At 58.2% G+C, this 17,497-nt stretch carries 17 protein-coding genes and 1 pseudogene; 4 read left to right on the forward strand and 14 right to left on the reverse strand.

Translation table 11 applies throughout. From position 1 onward, the window contains the following. Positions 1–10: 10 nt before the first annotated feature. The 10 genes from ACFFNA_RS16990 to ACFFNA_RS17035 form a co-directional block, all read right to left on the reverse strand. Positions 11–1,426 (reverse strand): aspartate ammonia-lyase, encoded by a 1,416-nt coding sequence (locus ACFFNA_RS16990; protein WP_378920042.1) that lies wholly within the window; start codon positions 1,424–1,426, stop codon positions 11–13. Between the two features lie 11 nt (positions 1,427–1,437). Continuing rightward, positions 1,438–2,319 carry a 4-hydroxy-tetrahydrodipicolinate synthase gene (gene dapA / locus ACFFNA_RS16995; RefSeq protein ID WP_378920044.1) on the reverse strand — a complete coding sequence of 294 codons (882 nt, stop codon included), beginning with the start codon at positions 2,317–2,319 and terminating at the stop codon, positions 1,438–1,440. A gap of 49 nt (positions 2,320–2,368) precedes the next feature. Further along, positions 2,369–3,787, reverse strand: a complete 1,419-nt coding sequence (locus tag ACFFNA_RS17000; RefSeq protein WP_378920112.1) for an aldehyde dehydrogenase family protein — start codon at positions 3,785–3,787, stop codon at positions 2,369–2,371. Then, positions 3,784–4,845 (reverse strand): homoserine dehydrogenase, encoded by a 1,062-nt coding sequence (locus ACFFNA_RS17005; protein WP_378920046.1) that lies wholly within the window; start codon positions 4,843–4,845, stop codon positions 3,784–3,786. The genes ACFFNA_RS17000 and ACFFNA_RS17005 overlap by 4 nt, the downstream gene beginning before the upstream one ends. A gap of 256 nt (positions 4,846–5,101) precedes the next feature. Then, positions 5,102–6,313, reverse strand: coding sequence for a trans-sulfuration enzyme family protein (locus ACFFNA_RS17010; RefSeq protein ID WP_378920048.1), 1,212 nt, complete (start codon positions 6,311–6,313; stop codon positions 5,102–5,104). 28 nt (positions 6,314–6,341) lie between these two features. Then, a complete protein-coding gene (locus ACFFNA_RS17015) occupies positions 6,342–7,043 on the reverse strand; it encodes an ABC transporter permease (RefSeq protein WP_378920050.1) in 702 nt (233 codons plus the stop codon). An 11-nt stretch (positions 7,044–7,054) separates the two neighbouring features. Beyond that, on the reverse strand, positions 7,055–7,777 hold the full coding sequence (locus tag ACFFNA_RS17020; protein ID WP_378920052.1) for an ABC transporter permease: 723 nt from the start codon (positions 7,775–7,777) through the stop codon (positions 7,055–7,057). Positions 7,778–7,851: 74 nt separating this feature from the next. Continuing rightward, positions 7,852–8,613 (reverse strand): transporter substrate-binding domain-containing protein, encoded by a 762-nt coding sequence (locus ACFFNA_RS17025; protein ID WP_378920054.1) that lies wholly within the window; start codon positions 8,611–8,613, stop codon positions 7,852–7,854. Positions 8,614–8,648: 35 nt separating this feature from the next. Beyond that, positions 8,649–9,431 carry an ABC transporter ATP-binding protein gene (locus tag ACFFNA_RS17030; RefSeq protein ID WP_378920114.1) on the reverse strand — a complete coding sequence of 261 codons (783 nt, stop codon included), beginning with the start codon at positions 9,429–9,431 and terminating at the stop codon, positions 8,649–8,651. Between the two features lie 191 nt (positions 9,432–9,622). Further along, the gene (locus ACFFNA_RS17035; RefSeq protein WP_378920056.1) at positions 9,623–10,309 is read right to left on the reverse strand and encodes a B3/B4 domain-containing protein; all 687 of its coding nucleotides are present in this window, start codon (positions 10,307–10,309) and stop codon (positions 9,623–9,625) included. A 44-nt stretch (positions 10,310–10,353) separates the two neighbouring features. Between ACFFNA_RS17035 and ACFFNA_RS17040 the strand changes: the two genes are divergently transcribed. After that, the gene (locus tag ACFFNA_RS17040) at positions 10,354–10,977 is read left to right on the forward strand and encodes a helix-turn-helix domain-containing protein (RefSeq protein WP_378920058.1); all 624 of its coding nucleotides are present in this window, start codon (positions 10,354–10,356) and stop codon (positions 10,975–10,977) included. A 190-nt stretch (positions 10,978–11,167) separates the two neighbouring features. Here ACFFNA_RS17040 and ACFFNA_RS17045 read toward each other — a convergent pair whose 3' ends face one another. Next, positions 11,168–11,797: a TetR/AcrR family transcriptional regulator gene (locus ACFFNA_RS17045; protein WP_378920060.1), complete on the reverse strand. Its 630-nt coding sequence runs from the start codon at positions 11,795–11,797 to the stop codon at positions 11,168–11,170. A gap of 181 nt (positions 11,798–11,978) precedes the next feature. Between ACFFNA_RS17045 and ACFFNA_RS17050 the strand changes: the two genes are divergently transcribed. From ACFFNA_RS17050 to ACFFNA_RS17060, 3 genes and pseudogenes are all read left to right on the forward strand, one after another. Beyond that, positions 11,979–12,794, forward strand: a complete 816-nt coding sequence (locus ACFFNA_RS17050; protein WP_378920062.1) for an NADP-dependent oxidoreductase — start codon at positions 11,979–11,981, stop codon at positions 12,792–12,794. Between the two features lie 72 nt (positions 12,795–12,866). Continuing rightward, positions 12,867–13,301, forward strand: a complete 435-nt coding sequence (locus ACFFNA_RS17055; protein ID WP_378920064.1) for a DoxX family protein — start codon at positions 12,867–12,869, stop codon at positions 13,299–13,301. Between the two features lie 145 nt (positions 13,302–13,446). Further along, positions 13,447–13,614 (forward strand): annotated as a pseudogene (locus ACFFNA_RS17060) (microcin ABC transporter ATP-binding protein); the annotation flags it as partial. A 203-nt stretch (positions 13,615–13,817) separates the two neighbouring features. On the opposite strand, the gene ACFFNA_RS17065 reads toward ACFFNA_RS17060, so the two are convergent. The 3 genes from ACFFNA_RS17065 to ACFFNA_RS17075 all read right to left on the reverse strand — a co-directional run bounded on the left by ACFFNA_RS17065 (position 13,818) and on the right by ACFFNA_RS17075 (position 17,488). After that, positions 13,818–14,669, reverse strand: coding sequence for a TIM barrel protein (locus ACFFNA_RS17065; RefSeq protein ID WP_378920066.1), 852 nt, complete (start codon positions 14,667–14,669; stop codon positions 13,818–13,820). Positions 14,670–15,091: 422 nt separating this feature from the next. Then, the gene (locus ACFFNA_RS17070; protein WP_378920068.1) at positions 15,092–15,826 is read right to left on the reverse strand and encodes an EamA family transporter; all 735 of its coding nucleotides are present in this window, start codon (positions 15,824–15,826) and stop codon (positions 15,092–15,094) included. A 1,008-nt stretch (positions 15,827–16,834) separates the two neighbouring features. After that, a complete protein-coding gene (locus ACFFNA_RS17075) occupies positions 16,835–17,488 on the reverse strand; it encodes an FMN-binding negative transcriptional regulator (RefSeq protein ID WP_378920070.1) in 654 nt (217 codons plus the stop codon). Between the last annotated feature and the right edge of the window lie 9 nt (positions 17,489–17,497).

Consider the following 17,497-nt stretch of genomic DNA (forward strand, 5'->3'; position numbering starts at 1 on the left):
ATAGCCTCCCTTAAGCCGAAGGGTCGTTCGAGAAACCTGCAAACTCAGCACTATCGCCGAAAATTTGCTCCACATGACCAGGAGATAGAACTCGCTCTTCGTCCACGACCTGGCGCAGGTTCCTCTTGCTGGCCAATGCCTTTTTGGACAGCTCCGCCGCTTTGCTGTATCCGATGAGCCTTGCCAAGGGCGTGGCCAGAACAAGGGACTGGTCAAGCAGGGCCTTGCAGCGATCCACGTCGACTTCGATACCATCAACGCAACGCTGCTTGAAAATCCCCATCCCTCTCGTCAACATCCGCATCGATTGAAGAATGTTCAATACGATTACCGGCTCCATTGCATTCAATTGCAGTTGCCCGGCGCTTGCGGCAAGGGTGACGGTGAGGTCGTTTCCAATCACCTGGAAACTGAGTTGGTTCATCATCTCAGGGATGACAGGATTGACCTTGCCCGGCATGATGGAGGAGCCAGCTTGCACCGGTGGCAGTCGAACCTCTCCCAATCCAGCAAGCGGTCCGCTGCTCAACAGCCGGAGATCGTTGCAGATCTTTGTGAGCTTGACTGCAATGCGCTTCAGGACTCCCGAGAATGAAACGAATCCGCCTGTATCCGAGGTGGCCTCGATGAAATTGCGGGCAGCAACAAGCTGAACGCCGGAAATTTCTGAAAGATGGCGGCAGGCAATGGTTGGGAACCCACGAGGCACGTTGATCGACGTCCCAATTGCCGACCCCCCTAGATTGACTTCCAACAAGAGTCTTGATGCCGACTGAACCTGGATTATGTCCTCGTCAATGAGCTCGGCAAAAGCCTCGAACTCCTGGCCGGCGGTCATCGGCACGGCATCTTGAAGCTGGGTCCGACCGACCTTGAGCGCCTCGGCGTATTGGGATGCTTTCGCTCGAAAGGCGTCACGCAAGTTGACTTGTGCCGACACCAGTCCGTCGCAGGCTCGCAATATCGTCAGGCGGATTGCTGTTGGATAGACATCGTTTGTCGATTGAGAGAGGTTGACGTCATCATTCGGGTGCAGTTTTGCGTAGTCACCAACGTTAGCGCCGAGATTTATCAGCGCCAGGTTGGTGACAACCTCGTTGACATTCATGTTCGTGGACGTGCCTGCTCCGCCTTGCATCATGTCGACGGGAAAGTTTTCTTCGATCCTCCTGAGTTCCACGAGTTTGTCACAAGCGTCCGATATCGCTTGCGCCTTTTCGGGCGGGAGAAATCCGAGATCTCTGTTGGCCAGCGCTGCAGCTTTTTTCACCATCGCCATGGACTGGATCAGCTCTGGAAAGTCTTTCAACCGTAGTCCCGATACGTCGAAATTCTGTTCCGCGCGCCGGGTATGCACGCCGTAGAGCACGTTGCCTGGGATAGCGAGCGGTCCTATGAGGTCGGATTCGATGCGTTCGACAATCACGATCTCTGCCCTCACAACGACAGGAGTCCGGCGTGACGTAGCGCCTGATCGATTTCCTCCCGGACTGAGGGGCTCACTGGAACAAGCGGCAGTCGCAGGTCTCCGCCCATCCGACCGAGACGCTGTAGCGCATATTTCGGTCCAGCAGGGTTGGTCTCGAGGAAAAGGGCCCGATGCAGAGGCATCAGGCGATCCTGCAACTCCAGGGCGGCGGCATACTGCGCATTCAGGCAGGCTCGCTGAAAGTCGGCACACAGGCGCGGCGCGACATTCGCCGTAACCGAGATGCAGCCGTGTCCTCCATGGGCCATGTAGCCCAGTGCTGTCCCGTCCTCACCGGAGAGAAGATTGAAGTCCTTTCCGCAAGCCATCCGCTCGAGAGACGGGCGCAGGATGTTGCCAGTCGCGTCTTTCACGCCCGTGACGTTTCGGCAGTCCTTGAAAATCCGCGCCAAGGTTTCGACGTGGATATCGACGGCGCTTCGCCCGGGAATATTGTAGACGATGATTGGAATGGTTGCCTGCGCATCGATCGCTTTGAAATGCTGATAGATGCCTTCCTGGGTGGGCTTGTTGTAGTAAGGGGAGACGATCAACAGGCCGTCAGCGCCAGCCTTTTGGGCGTGCAGCACAAAGTCGATCGCCTCGTCCGTACTGTTGGAGCCCGCCCCCGCGATCACCGGGACACGGCCTTTGGCCATCTCGATCGTGATCTCGACAGCCTCCTTGTGCTCGACATGGCTGAGGGTAGGGCTCTCTCCTGTGGTTCCGCAGGGAACCAGGCCAGACGCCCCTTCCTCGATCTGCCAATTGATGTGGTCGCGCAGAGCAACCTCATCGATGCGACCATCCGCGAACGGCGTTACGAGCGCAGTGATGGAACCTTTGAACATTTAAACACTCCTGGGTGCGCTGTGGAACTGAAGTAACCCGGCCCTGCCATCACCGTCTCAAACGGTTGATGCACACAACCTTCGGCTGTGTCATGTCTTCATAGGCGAACCGCACACCCTCGCGACCCATGCTGCCGTACTTGAACCCGCCAAACGGCATCGCGTCGAACCGGTAGTCGGAGGAGTCGTTGATCATGACGCCGCCAGCGTCGATCCTGTCCGCAGCTTCAAGGGCTCCCTCCAGGTCGTTGGTGAAAATGCCGGCGTGAAGGCTGTATTCAGGGCCATTTGCAAGGACGATGGCATCGGGGAGTTCATCGAAGGGTTCAAGAATGACGATTGGTGCGAACACCTCTTCAGTCCAGACGTCACAAGCCCAAGAAACGCCTTCCAGGATGGTCGGCGGGTAGAGATTGCCGACCGGCTGGTGGCCACACAGGAGCTTCGCGCCAGAGGCGAGAGCTCGATCGACCATGGCGGCAGCTCGACCAACTGCCTTGTCCGATATCATCGGACCGACATCGGTATCTGCATTTAGGGGATTGCCAGTCTTGAGTTGCTTCGTTGCGGCGACGAATTTCGTCCTGAACCGTTCATAGATGGAGCGCTGAACGAGGATCCGTTGCGTGCCGATGCAATTTTGACCCGCTGCCCAGAACGCTCCTGACACGCATCCCTCGACAGCGGCTTCAAAGTTACAATTTTCCATGACGATGACAGGTGCATTGCCACCAAGATCCATCGCGAGCTTTTTGATGCCGGCGTTCTTTGCAATCGCTTCGCCGGTGGCGAAGCCGCCGGTGAAGGAGACCATGCGAACATCCCTGGCTGAAACAAGGGCCTTCCCCAGGTCGGCCCCCCCGATCGCAACCGTCACGACTTCCTCCGGAAGACCGCTTTCGATCAAAATCTGGACGAGTTTGATTGCAGAAAGAGGGGTCAGTTCGGACGGTTTCAAAAGCACGGCGTTCCCGCCTGCGATTGCAGGGCCGAGTTTGTGAGCAACGAGGTTAAGAGGATCGTTGTAGGGCGTGATGGCGGTAATGATGCCCAGCGGCTCTCTTGTGTACCAACCCTGGCGAGACTCCGAGCCTGCGAAGGAGTCGAACGGAATGACCTCGCCGGCGTTGCGTTTGGCCTCCTCGGCGGAAAGCCTGAGTGTGTTCGCGCACCGAGTTACCTCTTTGCGCGCCTGAGTGACCGTCTTGCCTGCTTCCTTGACAATAACGAGGGCGAATTCGTCCATTGCAGCCACGATGGCCGCCGCGGCCGTCTCAAGGATTGCGGAGCGTTTGTGTCGGGGCAGCGCCTTCGCGATCTGCGCGCCTCGTCTCGCTCGCTCCAGAAGCGCATTCACCTCTGTAGCGCTGGTCTCTGAAACCGTTCCGACCACCGTGCCGTCAAACGGATTGCTGACGATGATTTCTTCAGCGAATGTCGTTTTGCTGAGAGCAAGATTGGGCACTATGCAGCCTCCTGCGCGACGGCCGAAGAGCGGGCGGCGTGAATTGCAATGATGTCGGAAAGGAGCGCGTATGCGGTCTCGATCCGGCCGGCTCCTGGCCCGGTGATTGTCACTGCGCCGAGCAGTTCGGTGTTCAGCGACACAGCGTTGGTCGCTCCATTGACTGCTGCCAGCGGGTGCTCCAGAGCAAGGCGCCTGGGCGCAACACTGCCGGTGACCTGGCCATCCTCGGTCCGGACAGCAGATCCAATCAACTTCCAGCGGCTGTTGGCCTTAGCCGCTGCCTCAATATCTGAAGGAGAGAGACTGGAAATACCCTTGCAGATAACGTCGTCCGGCTTGAGGTTTGCTCCCAGCAATTCATTTGCCAGAATGACCACTTTGAGACGCACGTCAAAGCCTTCGACGTCGGCTGTGGGGTCGGCCTCTGCATAGCCGAGTTGTTGCGCTTCTTTGACAGCGGAAGCAAAGTCCAGTCCGCCTTCCATACGGCCAAGCACGAAGTTCGATGTCCCGTTGAGAATACCCTCGAAGCCCTTCAGTTCGGCGCCCGCCAGGGTCTTTTCCGCCATCCGGATAACCGGGGTTCCGCTCATGACCGAACCTTCATACTCGAAACGAACGCCGTTGGCCTTCGCCAACGCCTTTAGCTCCCGCGCTGCAATCGCCACCGGCCCCTTGTTTGTGGTGACGACATGCTTGCCGGTGTGCAGCGCCCAGCGGCAATGGGAAACTGCGGGCTCACCATCAGTTGGATTGGTGAAGGTCGCCTCGACCACGATGTCTGCCGGTGCGGTTTTGATGACGGTCTCGTTGTCTGCCTCGGAACTTCCGCCCGAAAGCTGTCCGAAGCCGCCTTTTGCAAAATTCGCGTCGACAAGCGTTTTGGCATCAAGGCCGTTTGGCGAGATGACCGAGCCGAGATGGAGGTCGCTGACGGCGACGATCTTCAAACGGAAACCTAGCTCGCGTTCCCACAGATGGTTTCTTGTGGCGATGAGTTCCGCCAGAGCGCGGTTGACGCCGCCGAAGCCGATCAGTGCGATGTTGTAGATTGTCATGACAGTTCTCCGCTGAAATTCCAGGTTCGCGATTGTGAGATGCGGATCGCTCGGGCGGAACGACGCAAATGGACCAAAGAGCTAGGCATTTTGCTCAACCTGCTGCCGTCCTGGTCTTGCATCTCACAGATAATCCAATTGCAAACACTGCGTTGCCGGAACTGCTATCGGCTCTGAAGCGCGGCCATTCCGAATGCGCTGTGAATTGCTCGCGACAAGCAATTCACAGCGCATTCGAAATTGCGTTCGACCGCCGTCAGGCCTGAGCGAACGTTTGGTCGAGGGCGCTTTTGATGTCTTTGATGAGATCATCGGGATCTTCAAGACCGATCGAGAGGCGCAAATGCCCATACTTCTGGAAGTTGGGCGGATAGCGATCCGAGCCGCCGCGACCGCTGCCGCCCACATGCACGATCAGGCTCTCGTCGTGACCGAGCGAGACCGCCGAGGTGATCACCTTCAGATTTGCGACAAACCGATTTTGAGTGTCGGGATCGCCTTCGACCGCGAAGGCCATCATCGCGCCATAGCCCTTGCCGGCGAACTGCTTCTTCGCCACCTGATGCTGGTCATGGCTTTCAAGGCCTGGGTAGGTGACATAGGCGACTCGCTTGTCGGCAGCGAGGGACTGGGCGACAAGTTCCGCGGTCGAGAACTGCTGCCTGAGCCGAAGCGGCAAAGTGACCGAGCCGCGCATGATCAGCCAGGCGTTGAAGGGGGAGATTGTTCCTCCCAGATCGACCAGGGCATCGGCTTTGACGTGATGGATGAGCTCCTTCGAGCCGATGACCACGCCGCCCATCGCATCACCATGGCCGTTGATGTACTTGGTCAGCGAATGGCTGACGAGATCTGCTCCGAGCGCCAGCGGCCGGAAAAAGGGTGGAGGGGTGAAGGTTGAGTCCACGCTCAACAGAGCGCCGGCTTGCCTGGCGATCGAGACGAGGGTTGCGATATCGGCGACCTTCGTGGTGGGATTTGCGATCGTTTCGGTATGGATCAGCTTGGTGTTCGGCCGCACGGCGGCTCTTACGGCGTCCATGTCGCCCATGTCGACGAAGGTTGCCTCGATCTGGTAGCGCTGCGGCAGGAGTTCTGCAAAGAGGCGCCAGACTGCCTCGTAGGTGACATCGCCGACGATGACGTGGTCGCCAGTCTTCAGGAAGGTGAAGAACACGGCATGGAGAGCCGCAATGCCGGTCGCGAAAACGGCGGCATCTTCGCCGCCCTCGAGCGCCGCCAGCTTGCGCTGCAGGCCGATCTGGTTGTGGCCGGAATTGCGCGTGTAGGAGGGGGTTTCGGTGTCGGACCAGTCCATGGTGGATGGGTCGTGGGGGAGGAGATACGAATTGGCCATAACGATCGGTGTGCGAATAGCACCGGACGTCTTGTCGATCTCGTTGCCACCATGGACCGAAAGGGTGTTGAAGGCGAGCGTCGACAACGCGTGCTTGTCTGGTCTGGACATTGATTAACCTCGTTGTTGGCTTGAGTGTTTAGATGCCGTGTCGCCGCTGAACAGGCACGGCGTTTTCCATCTTCTGGAAAACTTGTGTGATTACGAAGGTCAGGCCAACGTAAAAGACGGTGACAACCACGAGTGGCTCATAAACCAGGAGCGTATCCTGGCGGATCTTGTAGGCGGCGCCGTAGAGATCCATGACCGTTACCGAGAAAACGATGGGTGTGGATTTGAGCTGAAGGACCACCTCACCTGCAAACGTCGGCAATCCGATGCGTATGGCTCTCGGCAGCCAGATCCGGCGCAGGATCATTCTCGCAGACATGCCGACTGCCCTGGCTGCTTCAAGCTCCCCTTTCGGTACAGCCAGCATCGCGCCCCGCAGAATCTCGCCTTGATAGGCCGCGAAATTCAAGGTGAGGGCGAGTGCCGCAAAGAACAAGCCCTCACGCATGACAGGCCAGAGAAAGCTGGTCCTCAGTCCGGGAATGTAAGGAAGATAGGAGCCAAGACCGTAGTAGATGAGCCAAAGCTGGATCAGCAAAGGAGTGCCACGGAAGAACGTGCAGTAGCCCCTGGAAATCCACCGGGCGATTGCGCTGTCGCCTACCTGCGCTACGGCCAGAAAAATTGCCAATGAGAACCCGAAAATGACAGAGATCACCAGCAATACGCACGTGAGAAAAGCACCATGCAACAGCAGGTCTCTGTATTCCAAAACCCAGCCGAATTCCATTTCGCTTCCCCTTACGACAGCGGTCTTTGTCCGCGGCGGAAATAAGCTTCAAGCGCGGAGAAAAGCGTGTTTGATAGGATTGTGATGACCAGGTAGAGCGCGGCCGCTGCCAGAAAGAAAAGCATATATTGCTTTGTGTTGCTGGCGGCGACCCGGGCCGCGAGAGCCAGTTCCTGGTATCCGACAACCGCGATAAGGGCACTGTCCTTGATGACGGACACCCAGAGGTTTGCGAAACCGGGCAAGGCATTCGGGACAAGAGCAGGCAGTATGATCCTGCGAAAACGCAGTGCAGGGCGCATTCCGAACGCTTTGGCCGCTTCGAGCTGTCCGACCGGAATTGCAAGGATTGCTCCGCGCAGCACCTCTGTCATATAGGCCCCTTGAACAAAGCCCAGGACTGCCACTGCCGCGACAAGGCCATTGACCTCGATCGGACCCAGGTCTGCTGCAGCGAGGAGCCGGTTCAGGCCATCCGTTCCCGCGTAGTATAGGGACACTATGAGAATGAGCTCCGGGACTGCCCTTACGATCGTCGTATAGGCGTTGAAGACGTACTGGAGCGGTCGAAAACCGCTCAGCTTGCCAAGGGCGCCGCACAGTCCCAACGCCATGCCGAATAGGTAAGCGCCAAATGAGATCAGAAGCGTCGCCAACGCTCCAACGAGCAGCACACCGCCCCAGCCAGGCGGTGCTATGGACAGCAGTTCCAGAACCGAATTGGAGGAATTCATGGGAAGCCTTCGCCAATGGGAGTGGCAGATTCACCGCCAATGCATGGCGGCAAATCTGCCTTGTCCTCGGGTTCTCAATAGGGGTCGTAGTCGAAGTACTTCTTGCTGAATTCGGCGTATTTGCCGCTGGCCCTGACGGCCTTGATCGCTGCATTCAGCTTTTCGCGAAGTTCGTCGTCCCCCTTGCGCACTCCTCCGCCGACGCCGGCGCCAAGAATGGCGTCGTCAGGTGCAACGCTGCCCTTGTATTCGCAGCATCCCTTGCCGAGGTCGGTCTTGAGAAACTCCTTAAGCGGCCCGGTGTCGGCGAAGACATAGTCGATCCGTCCCGACGCCAGATCCTGGAAAGATTCATCGACGGTCGAATAGCTCCTCTCGGTCGCGATGTCGGCGAAGTGCTTCTTGAAGTACATTGACTGGGTCGTGGAAACAGCGATCCCGATCGTCTTTCCCTTCAACTGCTCCGTGGCAGCACCCATAACGCCGTCCTTGGGGCCGACCATGCCGGCCAGCGCTGAGTAATACTTGTCAGTGAAATCGATGCGCTTCTTGCGCTCGTCGGTGATCGACATCGAGGACCAGATCACATCGATCTTCTTGCTCTCCAGGGCTGGAATGAGTCCGTCCCAGGCAACATCGACGATGGTGCACTTTTCCTTTAGGTCCTCACAGAGGGCGTCCATCAGATCGATTTCCCAGCCAACCGACTTACCGGACGCGTCCTTTGTGGTGTAGGGCGGGTAGGCCTCATTGACGACGCCAAAGCGAATCTCGGCATGAGCGTTCGCTGTGACCATAAAAGCTGCAAAAGCCAGAGCTGTTACCAAATGCTTCATTCTGTGTTCCCCTTTGCTGTTGGTTGATGGAGTGGCTAGTGCGAACCGGCTGCAACAAACTCCTTGCAGCGAGCGCTGGTGGGTGCACCGAAGACCTGGGCGGGCGGACCGACTTCCTCCACCTGGCCTTGGTGCAAAAACATGACGCGATTGGAAACATCGCGCGCGAACTTCATCTCGTGAGTGACCATCACCATAGTGCGGCCTTCTTCGGCCAGGCCTCGGATCACTTTCAGCACTTCACCGACAAGTTCCGGATCGAGCGCTGATGTCGGCTCATCGAACAGCATGACTGCGGGATCGACGCAGAGGGCCCGTGCGATGGACGCACGCTGTTGCTGGCCGCCCGATAGAAATGCCGGATAAGCGTCCTTTTTCTCATAGAGCCCGACCTTGGCCAGCAATGCCTCGGCCTTCTCTATCGCTACACGTCGATCGACCCTGAGGACCTGCACGGGGGCTTCGATCACATTTTGAAGAACTGTCATGTGGGGCCAGAGATTGAAGCTCTGGAAAACCATTCCAAGGCCGCTTCTAAGCCGTTCGATCTGCCGCCAGCTGGCAGGGTGGTACTTTCCATCATGTCCCTTACGGAACACCACATTTTCCCCGTTTATCTGGAAGGTTCCCCGATCGGGAATTTCGAGAAAATTGATGCATCGCAGGAAAGTACTTTTCCCCGAACCCGAGGATCCAATGATCGAAACGACGTCGCCCTTTTCCGCAGCGAGGGAAACCCCCTTGAGAACTTCGTGTTTCCCAAAGCTCTTGTGAACGTCCTTCACGAGCAGGGCAGGGGTGGATGTGTCGGTTCGCATCATGGCCTCATTGAGTTTGGCGCCTGCCTGCTCCGCCGCAGGCACAGCTCCGCCATTGCCGCGTTTCCGCAGCAAAAACATTTCACGACGAGTCAGGGGAAGAAGCTGTTCCAAACAACCGCTCATGCGGCGCTTGGAGCGTCGCAAGTCGTCTGACTGATTTTTTATGTGTCTGGCTGGTCGCTGGCTAGTTAGCCGACGACAACCTTGTGTTTGTAGATCTCACATCCCGGCGCCAGATCTCTTAGGCCGCCAGCCAGCATGTTGCCCGCCTCGTCGAGCGCCTCCTCAGGCATCGCTGCCAAGCTCTCCAAAATGAACCACATCCGGCCTCCAACAATCTCCAGCCGGGTGCGCGTGCCCTGTCGCCAATTCCACCGGCGGCATGTGACGCCCAAGTCATCTCGCCAAATAACCTCTCCCTTGGCGGGATTTTCAATGATTGCCTCTCCGTTCATGACTGTGTCGAAGTCTTCTGTGCCGTCTGCGACCGACAACCTTGGCTTGCCTGAATAGGCGTCAAAATTTTCGCCACCCACTGGAATGGCAAAGCGAAGGCTCACGGCGTTGTAGAGGTCGACAACCGGATTGATCGACGGGACATACCCGTCTTTCTCCACCCGCTTCCTCAAAGCTTGAGCAGAACACGGCGTCCGATTTGGTTTCGCTCCGAAGCGGCTATATGCTTCAGCCCAACTGGCCATATGCGCGTTTCCCCACTCTGGCCCACCGGAGGATACGAAATCGCAGGCACCCAGCAGAATGGCGGGATCGAATTTTCCCTTCGTGGCTTTGCTGGAATCGACAAAGATGCTGATTGCCCGGAAATCTGGGGCGATCCCGGCTATCTCCTTGTCGACTATCGGAAAATCTATCATGTCCCTCTGGCTCTCACTGACCATGTTGGTGTATAATAACGACCATGGATCGCAAAGTCAATATATCGACCGAATCGGGCGCCGATGTCGAACTTGTCAACGCATCGGTGTCCCAAAACCTCAGGAATTTCAGGCGACAAAGTGCCCTGACACTCGATGAGCTCTCTCGAAGATCGGGCGTAAGCAAAGGAATGCTCGTCGAAATCGAGAAGGGAACGGCCAATCCGAGCATCGCCATTCTTTGCAGAACCGCGACCGCCCTTGGTGTTTCCGTTGCTGACTTCGTGAATGTGGCGCCAAGCGTGCCAGCCCGAATTGTGCAGCCGCATGATGCCTCGACCTTATGGCGAGGTCCTCATGGGGGAAGTGCCACGCTGCTTGTGGGAACCCATGGTCCTGACATGATCGAGCTTTGGAGATGGATAATGTTTCCTGGCGAAACGTTTGAATCGCCCGGGCACTCCCCCGGCACGCTGGAGCTTATTAATGTGGAAACGGGTGAGCTGACGCTGAGACTGGCCGACACGGATCTTGTGATCAAATCTGGCGCTTCGTTGCTGGCGCGAACGGAGGACAAGCACGCTTATCTCAATTGCGGGACTGAGGAGCTTCGCTTCATCATGTCTGTGGCGGAACTGCAGCGAACCCGGCTGCGAATTGAGGTCTGAAAGTCAGCCTGCCCGTTGGCGGCAGGAGAGCAGTGCTGAAAGGCTACTTGCACCGGGATGAAACCGCAGTTGCTCAGATGCAGCAACGGGTGCTGAAACGAAGACGAAGATAGAGGATCTCCGCAACCTGCCGCTTTCAACGCTTAGGACGTTCGAAGCCGCCGCGCGACATCAAAGCCTGCAGACACCGCTAGCCAAGCGAACTGATCAACCCGTCGGCAGCGGTCTCGCTTCTTTCCTGCTGCTCCCGTCTGGAAGGGCCGGCAAGCCCCATTAGCAGGCCGAGCATATGGCTACCGAGCAGCCGATCGATGAATTGGACGGCGAGTTCACGTCGGCGCTCCGCACTGAGCCCGCTGGTTTCCTGCTTAAGTCCGAGCGTGAACGCAAGCATGCCTTCGAGATTGCCCACGAGGCTGGTATGCGCCATCCCTGCCAAACCGGGGAAGCGTGTGGCCTCGGCGATAACAGTGCGCATGAGGGCTATGGTGTCTGGGTCCGTCAAACGGGTCTGCGCTGTCATCCCCGCCCAGATCAAGACGTCTCTTAGCGGCTTCTCCAGAAGGGCCGCCCACTCTGCCTGCTCGGCTTCGTCGTCGGGATCGCAGGCATTGGAGATGACGGCCGAGAACAGCTCGTCCTTGCTCTCTGCATGCCGGTAGAGAGTCATGATCGAGACGTTCGCCGTCTTGGCGATGCTTTCCATGCTCGTCCCCTCGTAGCCAGTGTCGAGGAATGATGCCTTTGCGGCCGCGAGGATGTCGGCACGCTTGCTCGCCATCAACTTCGCTTTGGGATGGTCGGGAGACCAGGATTTCATGCGGCTTGACTCCGATACGATAGTCAATCATATCATATGAACGATACTGAACCTTATCGTATCTCTGCGTCAAAATACACGAAGGTGCCGACATATGAAAGCTGCCCGTCTCAAAGCCTATGGGGACATTGATCAGTTCGTCATCGATGACGTTCCTATGCCCAAACCGGAAGCCGGCGAGGTGCTGATCAAGATCGAAGCCTCGGCGGTCAATCATTTCGACCTGATTATCCGCCAAGGCTACATGGCCCAATACATCCCTTTGGAACTTCCCGCGGTGTTGGGCGGTGATGCTGCCGGTACCGTTGTCGAGGTCGGCGCGGGCGTGACCGGAATCGTGATCGGCGATCGGGTGATTGCCGACTTCGCGGCGAACGGCAGGGGCGCCCATGCCGAATACGGAGTTGTTCCTGTCACGGCTGTCGCCAAACTTCCTGCCAATCTCACATTCGAACAAGGTGCTGCTCTACCGAAAGCCGGTCTCACCGGACGACAATCCGTGGATGCCCTTGGCGTCACGGCGGGCGACCGCGTCCTGATTTCGGGAGGCATCGGCGCGGTCGGACGCGCCGCAATCCAATATCTCCAGGAGATTGGGGCAAAACCGGTGGCCGGTGTCCGTCCCGATCAGCTCGAAGAGGCGCGCCAACTGGCTGGCGAGGCGCTCGATATCACCCAGCCGCCGGCTGCCGCGACATTCGACTATGCGATCAGCGCTGCGGCACCCGCCGCGAGCAACCTCGTCCGACACGTGCGAGACGGTGGTCAGGTTGCCAGCATCGTTCCCGTGCCGGAATACGGCAATGTTCGCGATCGCGTGACAATCTATGAACTCTACCATCGCGCGGACGCGGCTACGCTGGCCGCAGTGGCTGACGCCGCGTCACGCGGTCTATTGACCATCCCGGTCGCAAAGACCTTCTCGCTGGATCAAATCGGCGCCGCCCAGAACGCCGTCGCCGCTGGCGCCGGGGGCAAAGTCGTGCTGAACCATTGAACGTCCATAGCGTGGTGTCCAGCCACACAGAGCGATGTTTCTGCTGAACCTCCAAATCAGGTCATAGCCGCCATGTCTGTTTCTCAAGCTCACACTGCCTCTAACTCGTCCTCTCGTCCGTGGCACATCGGGCTGTGGGTCGCCCAGATCGCACTCTTCATCCTGTTCGGCATGCCGGGCATCATGAAGACATTCATGGATCCGTCGGCTCTTGCGCCGATGGGTATTGCCTGGGCAACTGAAGTCCCAATCTGGTTGCTGCGCTTCATCGGACTATGCGAGCTGGCCGGCGCACTCGGCATGATTCTTCCGGCGGCGACGCGCATCCTGCCGTTCCTGACGCCCCTGGCCGCGCTCGGATTTGTCACCATTCAAGTGCTGGCCGTAGGCTTCCATGCATTTCGAGGCGAAACCGGTCACACCCTGCCGATGAACATCATCTTCCTGGCGCTATCGCTGTTCGTCCTTTGGGGCCGCACGCGCAAGGCACCGATTGCCAGCCGCTGATGCAGCGGTTCCAGGTCTTCCGGCGCAGGCACACTTCAGCATGCCAGCCTGAGTGAACAGAACACCCCTTCAAAGCCGCTCTCAAGCCAGCGTCGAAAAGGGCTAGTCCCTGCCCGGACCGGGCGCCGGCGCCGGCGCCGCCGAGCGCTATCCACACGCGTTCTCGGGTGGCTAGGGGCAGGGTATCGGCCTGGCACGAGCGCTCATGCTGTAACCGGATCTGCTTGTCGCCGACGAGCCCGCCTCGGCGCTCGACGTATCGATCCAGGCGCAGACCCTCGATTTGCTCGCGGAAATCAGGCGCGATCTCGGTGCTCGGCAGTGCATCTGGAACGTTCGCAGTGCGAGGTGACGGAGGTAGTCTTCGCTCGCCTAGTCATCGTCGTCGGCCAGTCCGAGTGCAAGGCTATCCAATGTTTGCAAGGGCGCGGGCTCTGCATCGACCGGAAAGTCGGACTTCTGTTCGGCAGACATGCTGCGCCTTTACATCTGGGGTTATCTCGATGCCGGTCGCAGCTATCGAGCTAAGTTCGTAACTATAAACTCCATGCTCTGTCTGAGCGATACGGCAGGAGCCGTGAAAGCATGCACCTCGGCGGAAAATGCTTCGTAGGAGAATGCCCCTGCATATCCGGCGTTCAGCAAAGCGCGAAACTGTTCCAAATTGTCGAGGCGGTCGCGATTATCGACGAGGATACGGTGCCCGTCCTGCATGTCTTCAGGCGCCAGGGCAGGGTCGACAACACCAGAAATGTGGACAATGCCCGTGAACTCCGGAAAGAAATTCCGTTCGCCTGCGAGGTGATGGTGGAACGTGTCGTGCACGAGTTTGAAATGCGCTTCGCCGCCCACCGCCTTGATGCTGGCGATAGCGTCCGCCTTGTGGCGCAGCGACGAGGTGACAAATCCCAGCGGCTCGATCAGGGCAATGAGCTTTGCCTTGTCGAGCATTGGGATGATCTCGCCCAATGCCCGACGCAACGCCTCGTCGCGCTCGTTCCCAGCATAGACCGGCGCATCATTGCGCGGAATGAGGCTTATCGACTCCGCCCCTGCCTCCGCCGCCTGAGTAATGAGCAGCTGTACCTTGTCGCGCATGCTGTCGGACCAGGCGTTGAAGCCGTAGGCCTCCGACAGGCCTAGCAGGCGCAGTCCTTTAGCACGGACATATGCACCGATAGTCGCCGGCGACTCGCCGTCGAAGAACTGGGCTGTGGTCAGCTTCTTGTCGGCCATGTCATTGCGAAGCTCGACGCCGACACAGTTCAAGGATGCCGCCAGGTCGATGAACTTCCGGCAGTCGAGCCGCGGTGCGGTCATGTGGTTCAGGGCAAATGTCGGCTGAGCGGTCATGGCGGCCTCGTTCATGTAGCGTGATCTTGTTGGAGGAGCCGTCGGCCTTCTAGGCCGCGTGCGACGTGCTCTACTATAGTTGCATCGTCGAGCAAACCCGGTGCGAAAACATACGCTGCGACGTCTGGATTATAGAACGGCCCTCTCTCACCAGGGGATCATGGCCCCACATTCCTAGATCGCGAAAGGGGACGGCGAGGCAGCCGCGCGGAGGATGCGCGCATATACTCAATGCGGCGAGCGCGCTCGAGCTCTGCATCGCCGAGCATGAGGCCGGTGCCGAGAACGGGGCCCGTTGATCCACGCAAATCCTGATCGCCGGCCCTTATCGACTAACGAACTCGTATCGTTGTGCTGAAAACGACAGCACCATTTCAAGGCATGCCGTTGACGCCAACTGCCTGTACGGCGTTGGTTGAACGTGCATCGTGAGCCTTTCATCCTGCTTTGAGAAGGAAGATCGCGGGGATGACCAGAAGCAGCCCGATTGCCTGGGATATCGAAGGCCGTTCGCGTAGAACGATGATAGCCAGAAAGATTGTAGCAACAGGATAGAGCGAGGCGACGGCCGCGGTTTCGGCAAGCCCTCCCGTGGCGAATGCCATCATCAGCAGAAGGGTTGCGGTTCCATCGAGGAGACCGGCGCCAACAGCGATGCCCAAGGTGCGCGGGGGCAACGCCCGACTCCGGCGCCTCAACGCCAAGCTGGCTGTAGCCACAAGCGCAGTGGCGCGGACGAGCAGCACGCCCCAGATGCCTCCGCCTGCCGCACCGACCTTATCAAGGCCGATGTAGAACAAGGCCAGACCGAGCCCGGAGCCGATTGCGACCAGAAGCGTCGCCCGGTTTCGCATGCTTTTGCTCCAATCACCGGTCAAACCTGACAGCAGAGCGGCACTGAGGCCGGCAGTCACCAGCCCCCCGACCAATTGAGCGGTCACGGCCTTGCCCGCCAGGACATCGACGAAGGCCGGTACGGCGATCGCGACGATGGCGGTGATCGGCGCGACCTCCGTCATCTGTCCCTCGGCCAGCGCGCGATAGAGCAGCGAGACGCCGACGGCGAATCCCGCGCCGGCGGATAGACACCAGACCAGCGGAAGCGGAGAGGTGAAACCGCCCCCGAACCAAGCAACGGCTCCCAGCACCACCAGGCCGGCTCCGAGCGCCACCGATACAACCTGTCGCCAATCAGAGTCGCGAGCGGCTACCCCTCCAAGAAAATCGCCGGCACCAAAAGCGGCGGCGGCCAAGCCTGCAGCCATCAAGCTCATGGACCGAACAACGCGGTATGAAGCACATCCGAAGGGCGATGCATGTTCGCATTCATGATTGCCGATCGAGCAATTCGCGAAGAGATAAGCGCCCTGCAGGCAACTAGTGGGGTCATTCTCGCCAATCCTGGAGCTTGGGACCGGTCGGATTGTCTATGTCGGTCATTATATTGACCGTAAACAGCGCGGAGACGAAAGTCAATATAATGACCGATGAAAATACGATTTCTGCGACGGGCGCAGACGTTGATCTAGGTGGTATCAGGCTTGCGGGCCTGTCGACGGGCACTGTCGTAGCCATCGAACAGGTTGGTGGCCGCTTTAGCGCATCGAGATATGATGGCCATCTGCCGACGGCACGTCGCGAATGCCCGAAATGCGCGGAGACGTCAAACGTGAACAATTTGTCTCCGGAAAGCGGTTGTTCGTCTCGGCTAGATTCCAAACGCTGCTGTCGATTGATTTTTGACCAGATGAGAGGGTACTTTCGATCCTGCGGAAATTAATTGCCAAAAATCCGGAAGGTCAAATGCGCATTCAACGTGTCTATTCGGCCATTGAGGCGGACATTGGCGTAGCCAAAGCATTTTACACCAGGGTCTTTGGTCGTCGTCCGGACCATCGCCCGATTGAAAATCTCATTCGGCGACGCGATACAGCCGGCGCGCACATCCAGATACTCCAGAACGAGGAAAACACTGGCTCGAGCGCGTGTACCGTTGTGGTGTCAAAGGAGGACTGAGCGCGTGCTTCACCTTTGAATGCGCCACCCAGCACTTGCAGTCTATGCCGAAATCGCATTCGCACATTGAAGCTTGACCATTAGCTGTCGGGACAACAGCAAGCCTGATATTGGGCCAATCTCATCCCAGCATCTCAGTCTCGACAACACGCAGCCGGCACAACCTAGGTCTGGCGATCCTTGTGTGCGCGCGTAATCATAGCCTCACCGAGCAAAACATCGCCTTGGGCCTTGAGACCCAGTCCGGCTCCACGCATGTCGCGTATGCTGTCATCTTGCCCAAGTTTCGACTTGCCAATCAGCTTCGTGATTTCGATCTCAAGCCCGACGATAGCCTTCACAATGTCATCAATATACTGCTTGGGAGCATGGGTCATTTTCCACGGCGCTTCTCGCTTTGCCTCGTGAAAGCGCGTCAAGCGAGCGACCATGCCGCGGACATAACGCTCGTCATCACGAATCCTTACTTTGCCCTCGGCATGAGCGACCATGTAGTTCCATGTGGGTACCTGTTGCCCCGTCTCACGCTTGCTTGGGTACCAGGTTGGTGTGACGTAGGCATCCGCAGCGCGAAACACCACAAGCACCCCATCCCCATCGGCAACATCTTGCCAGACACGGTTCGCCCGAGCGACGTGGCAATGAAGGGTTCCCAACAGGCCCTGACCGGAGTCAAGGAGGAAGGGAATGTGATTTGCGCCCATCCCCTCCTTGCTACAGGTGAACAGGATGCCGAGAGGATGTTCCTCAATCAGCTTATGAAGGACATCCACCCTTGGTTCGTTGAAGTGCAATGGTAGATACATAGTTGCGTCCATGATCCCCTG

The organism is Mesorhizobium kowhaii (genome assembly GCF_042431665.1).
Classification (GTDB): Bacteria; Pseudomonadota; Alphaproteobacteria; order Rhizobiales; family Rhizobiaceae; genus Mesorhizobium; species Mesorhizobium kowhaii.

What these genes read in the sequence shown, in the direction of transcription:
- ACFFNA_RS17055 (WP_378920064.1), top strand. Translation starts at nt 12,867, where the DNA reads ATGTCTGTTTCTCAAGCTCACACTGCCTCTAACTCGTCCTCTCGTCCG.
- ACFFNA_RS17030 (WP_378920114.1), bottom strand. Translation starts at nt 9,431, where the DNA reads ATGCGAACCGACACATCCACCCCTGCCCTGCTCGTGAAGGACGTTCAC.
- ACFFNA_RS17010 (WP_378920048.1), bottom strand. Translation starts at nt 6,313, where the DNA reads ATGTCCAGACCAGACAAGCACGCGTTGTCGACGCTCGCCTTCAACACC.
- dapA (WP_378920044.1), bottom strand. Translation starts at nt 2,319, where the DNA reads ATGTTCAAAGGTTCCATCACTGCGCTCGTAACGCCGTTCGCGGATGGT.
- ACFFNA_RS17040 (WP_378920058.1), top strand. Translation starts at nt 10,354, where the DNA reads ATGGATCGCAAAGTCAATATATCGACCGAATCGGGCGCCGATGTCGAA.
- ACFFNA_RS17065 (WP_378920066.1), bottom strand. Translation starts at nt 14,669, where the DNA reads ATGAACGAGGCCGCCATGACCGCTCAGCCGACATTTGCCCTGAACCAC.
- ACFFNA_RS17045 (WP_378920060.1), bottom strand. Translation starts at nt 11,797, where the DNA reads ATGAAATCCTGGTCTCCCGACCATCCCAAAGCGAAGTTGATGGCGAGC.
- ACFFNA_RS17075 (WP_378920070.1), bottom strand. Translation starts at nt 17,488, where the DNA reads ATGGACGCAACTATGTATCTACCATTGCACTTCAACGAACCAAGGGTG.
- ACFFNA_RS17035 (WP_378920056.1), bottom strand. Translation starts at nt 10,309, where the DNA reads ATGATAGATTTTCCGATAGTCGACAAGGAGATAGCCGGGATCGCCCCA.
- ACFFNA_RS17020 (WP_378920052.1), bottom strand. Translation starts at nt 7,777, where the DNA reads ATGAATTCCTCCAATTCGGTTCTGGAACTGCTGTCCATAGCACCGCCT.
- ACFFNA_RS17005 (WP_378920046.1), bottom strand. Translation starts at nt 4,845, where the DNA reads ATGACAATCTACAACATCGCACTGATCGGCTTCGGCGGCGTCAACCGC.
- ACFFNA_RS17015 (WP_378920050.1), bottom strand. Translation starts at nt 7,043, where the DNA reads ATGGAATTCGGCTGGGTTTTGGAATACAGAGACCTGCTGTTGCATGGT.
- ACFFNA_RS17025 (WP_378920054.1), bottom strand. Translation starts at nt 8,613, where the DNA reads ATGAAGCATTTGGTAACAGCTCTGGCTTTTGCAGCTTTTATGGTCACA.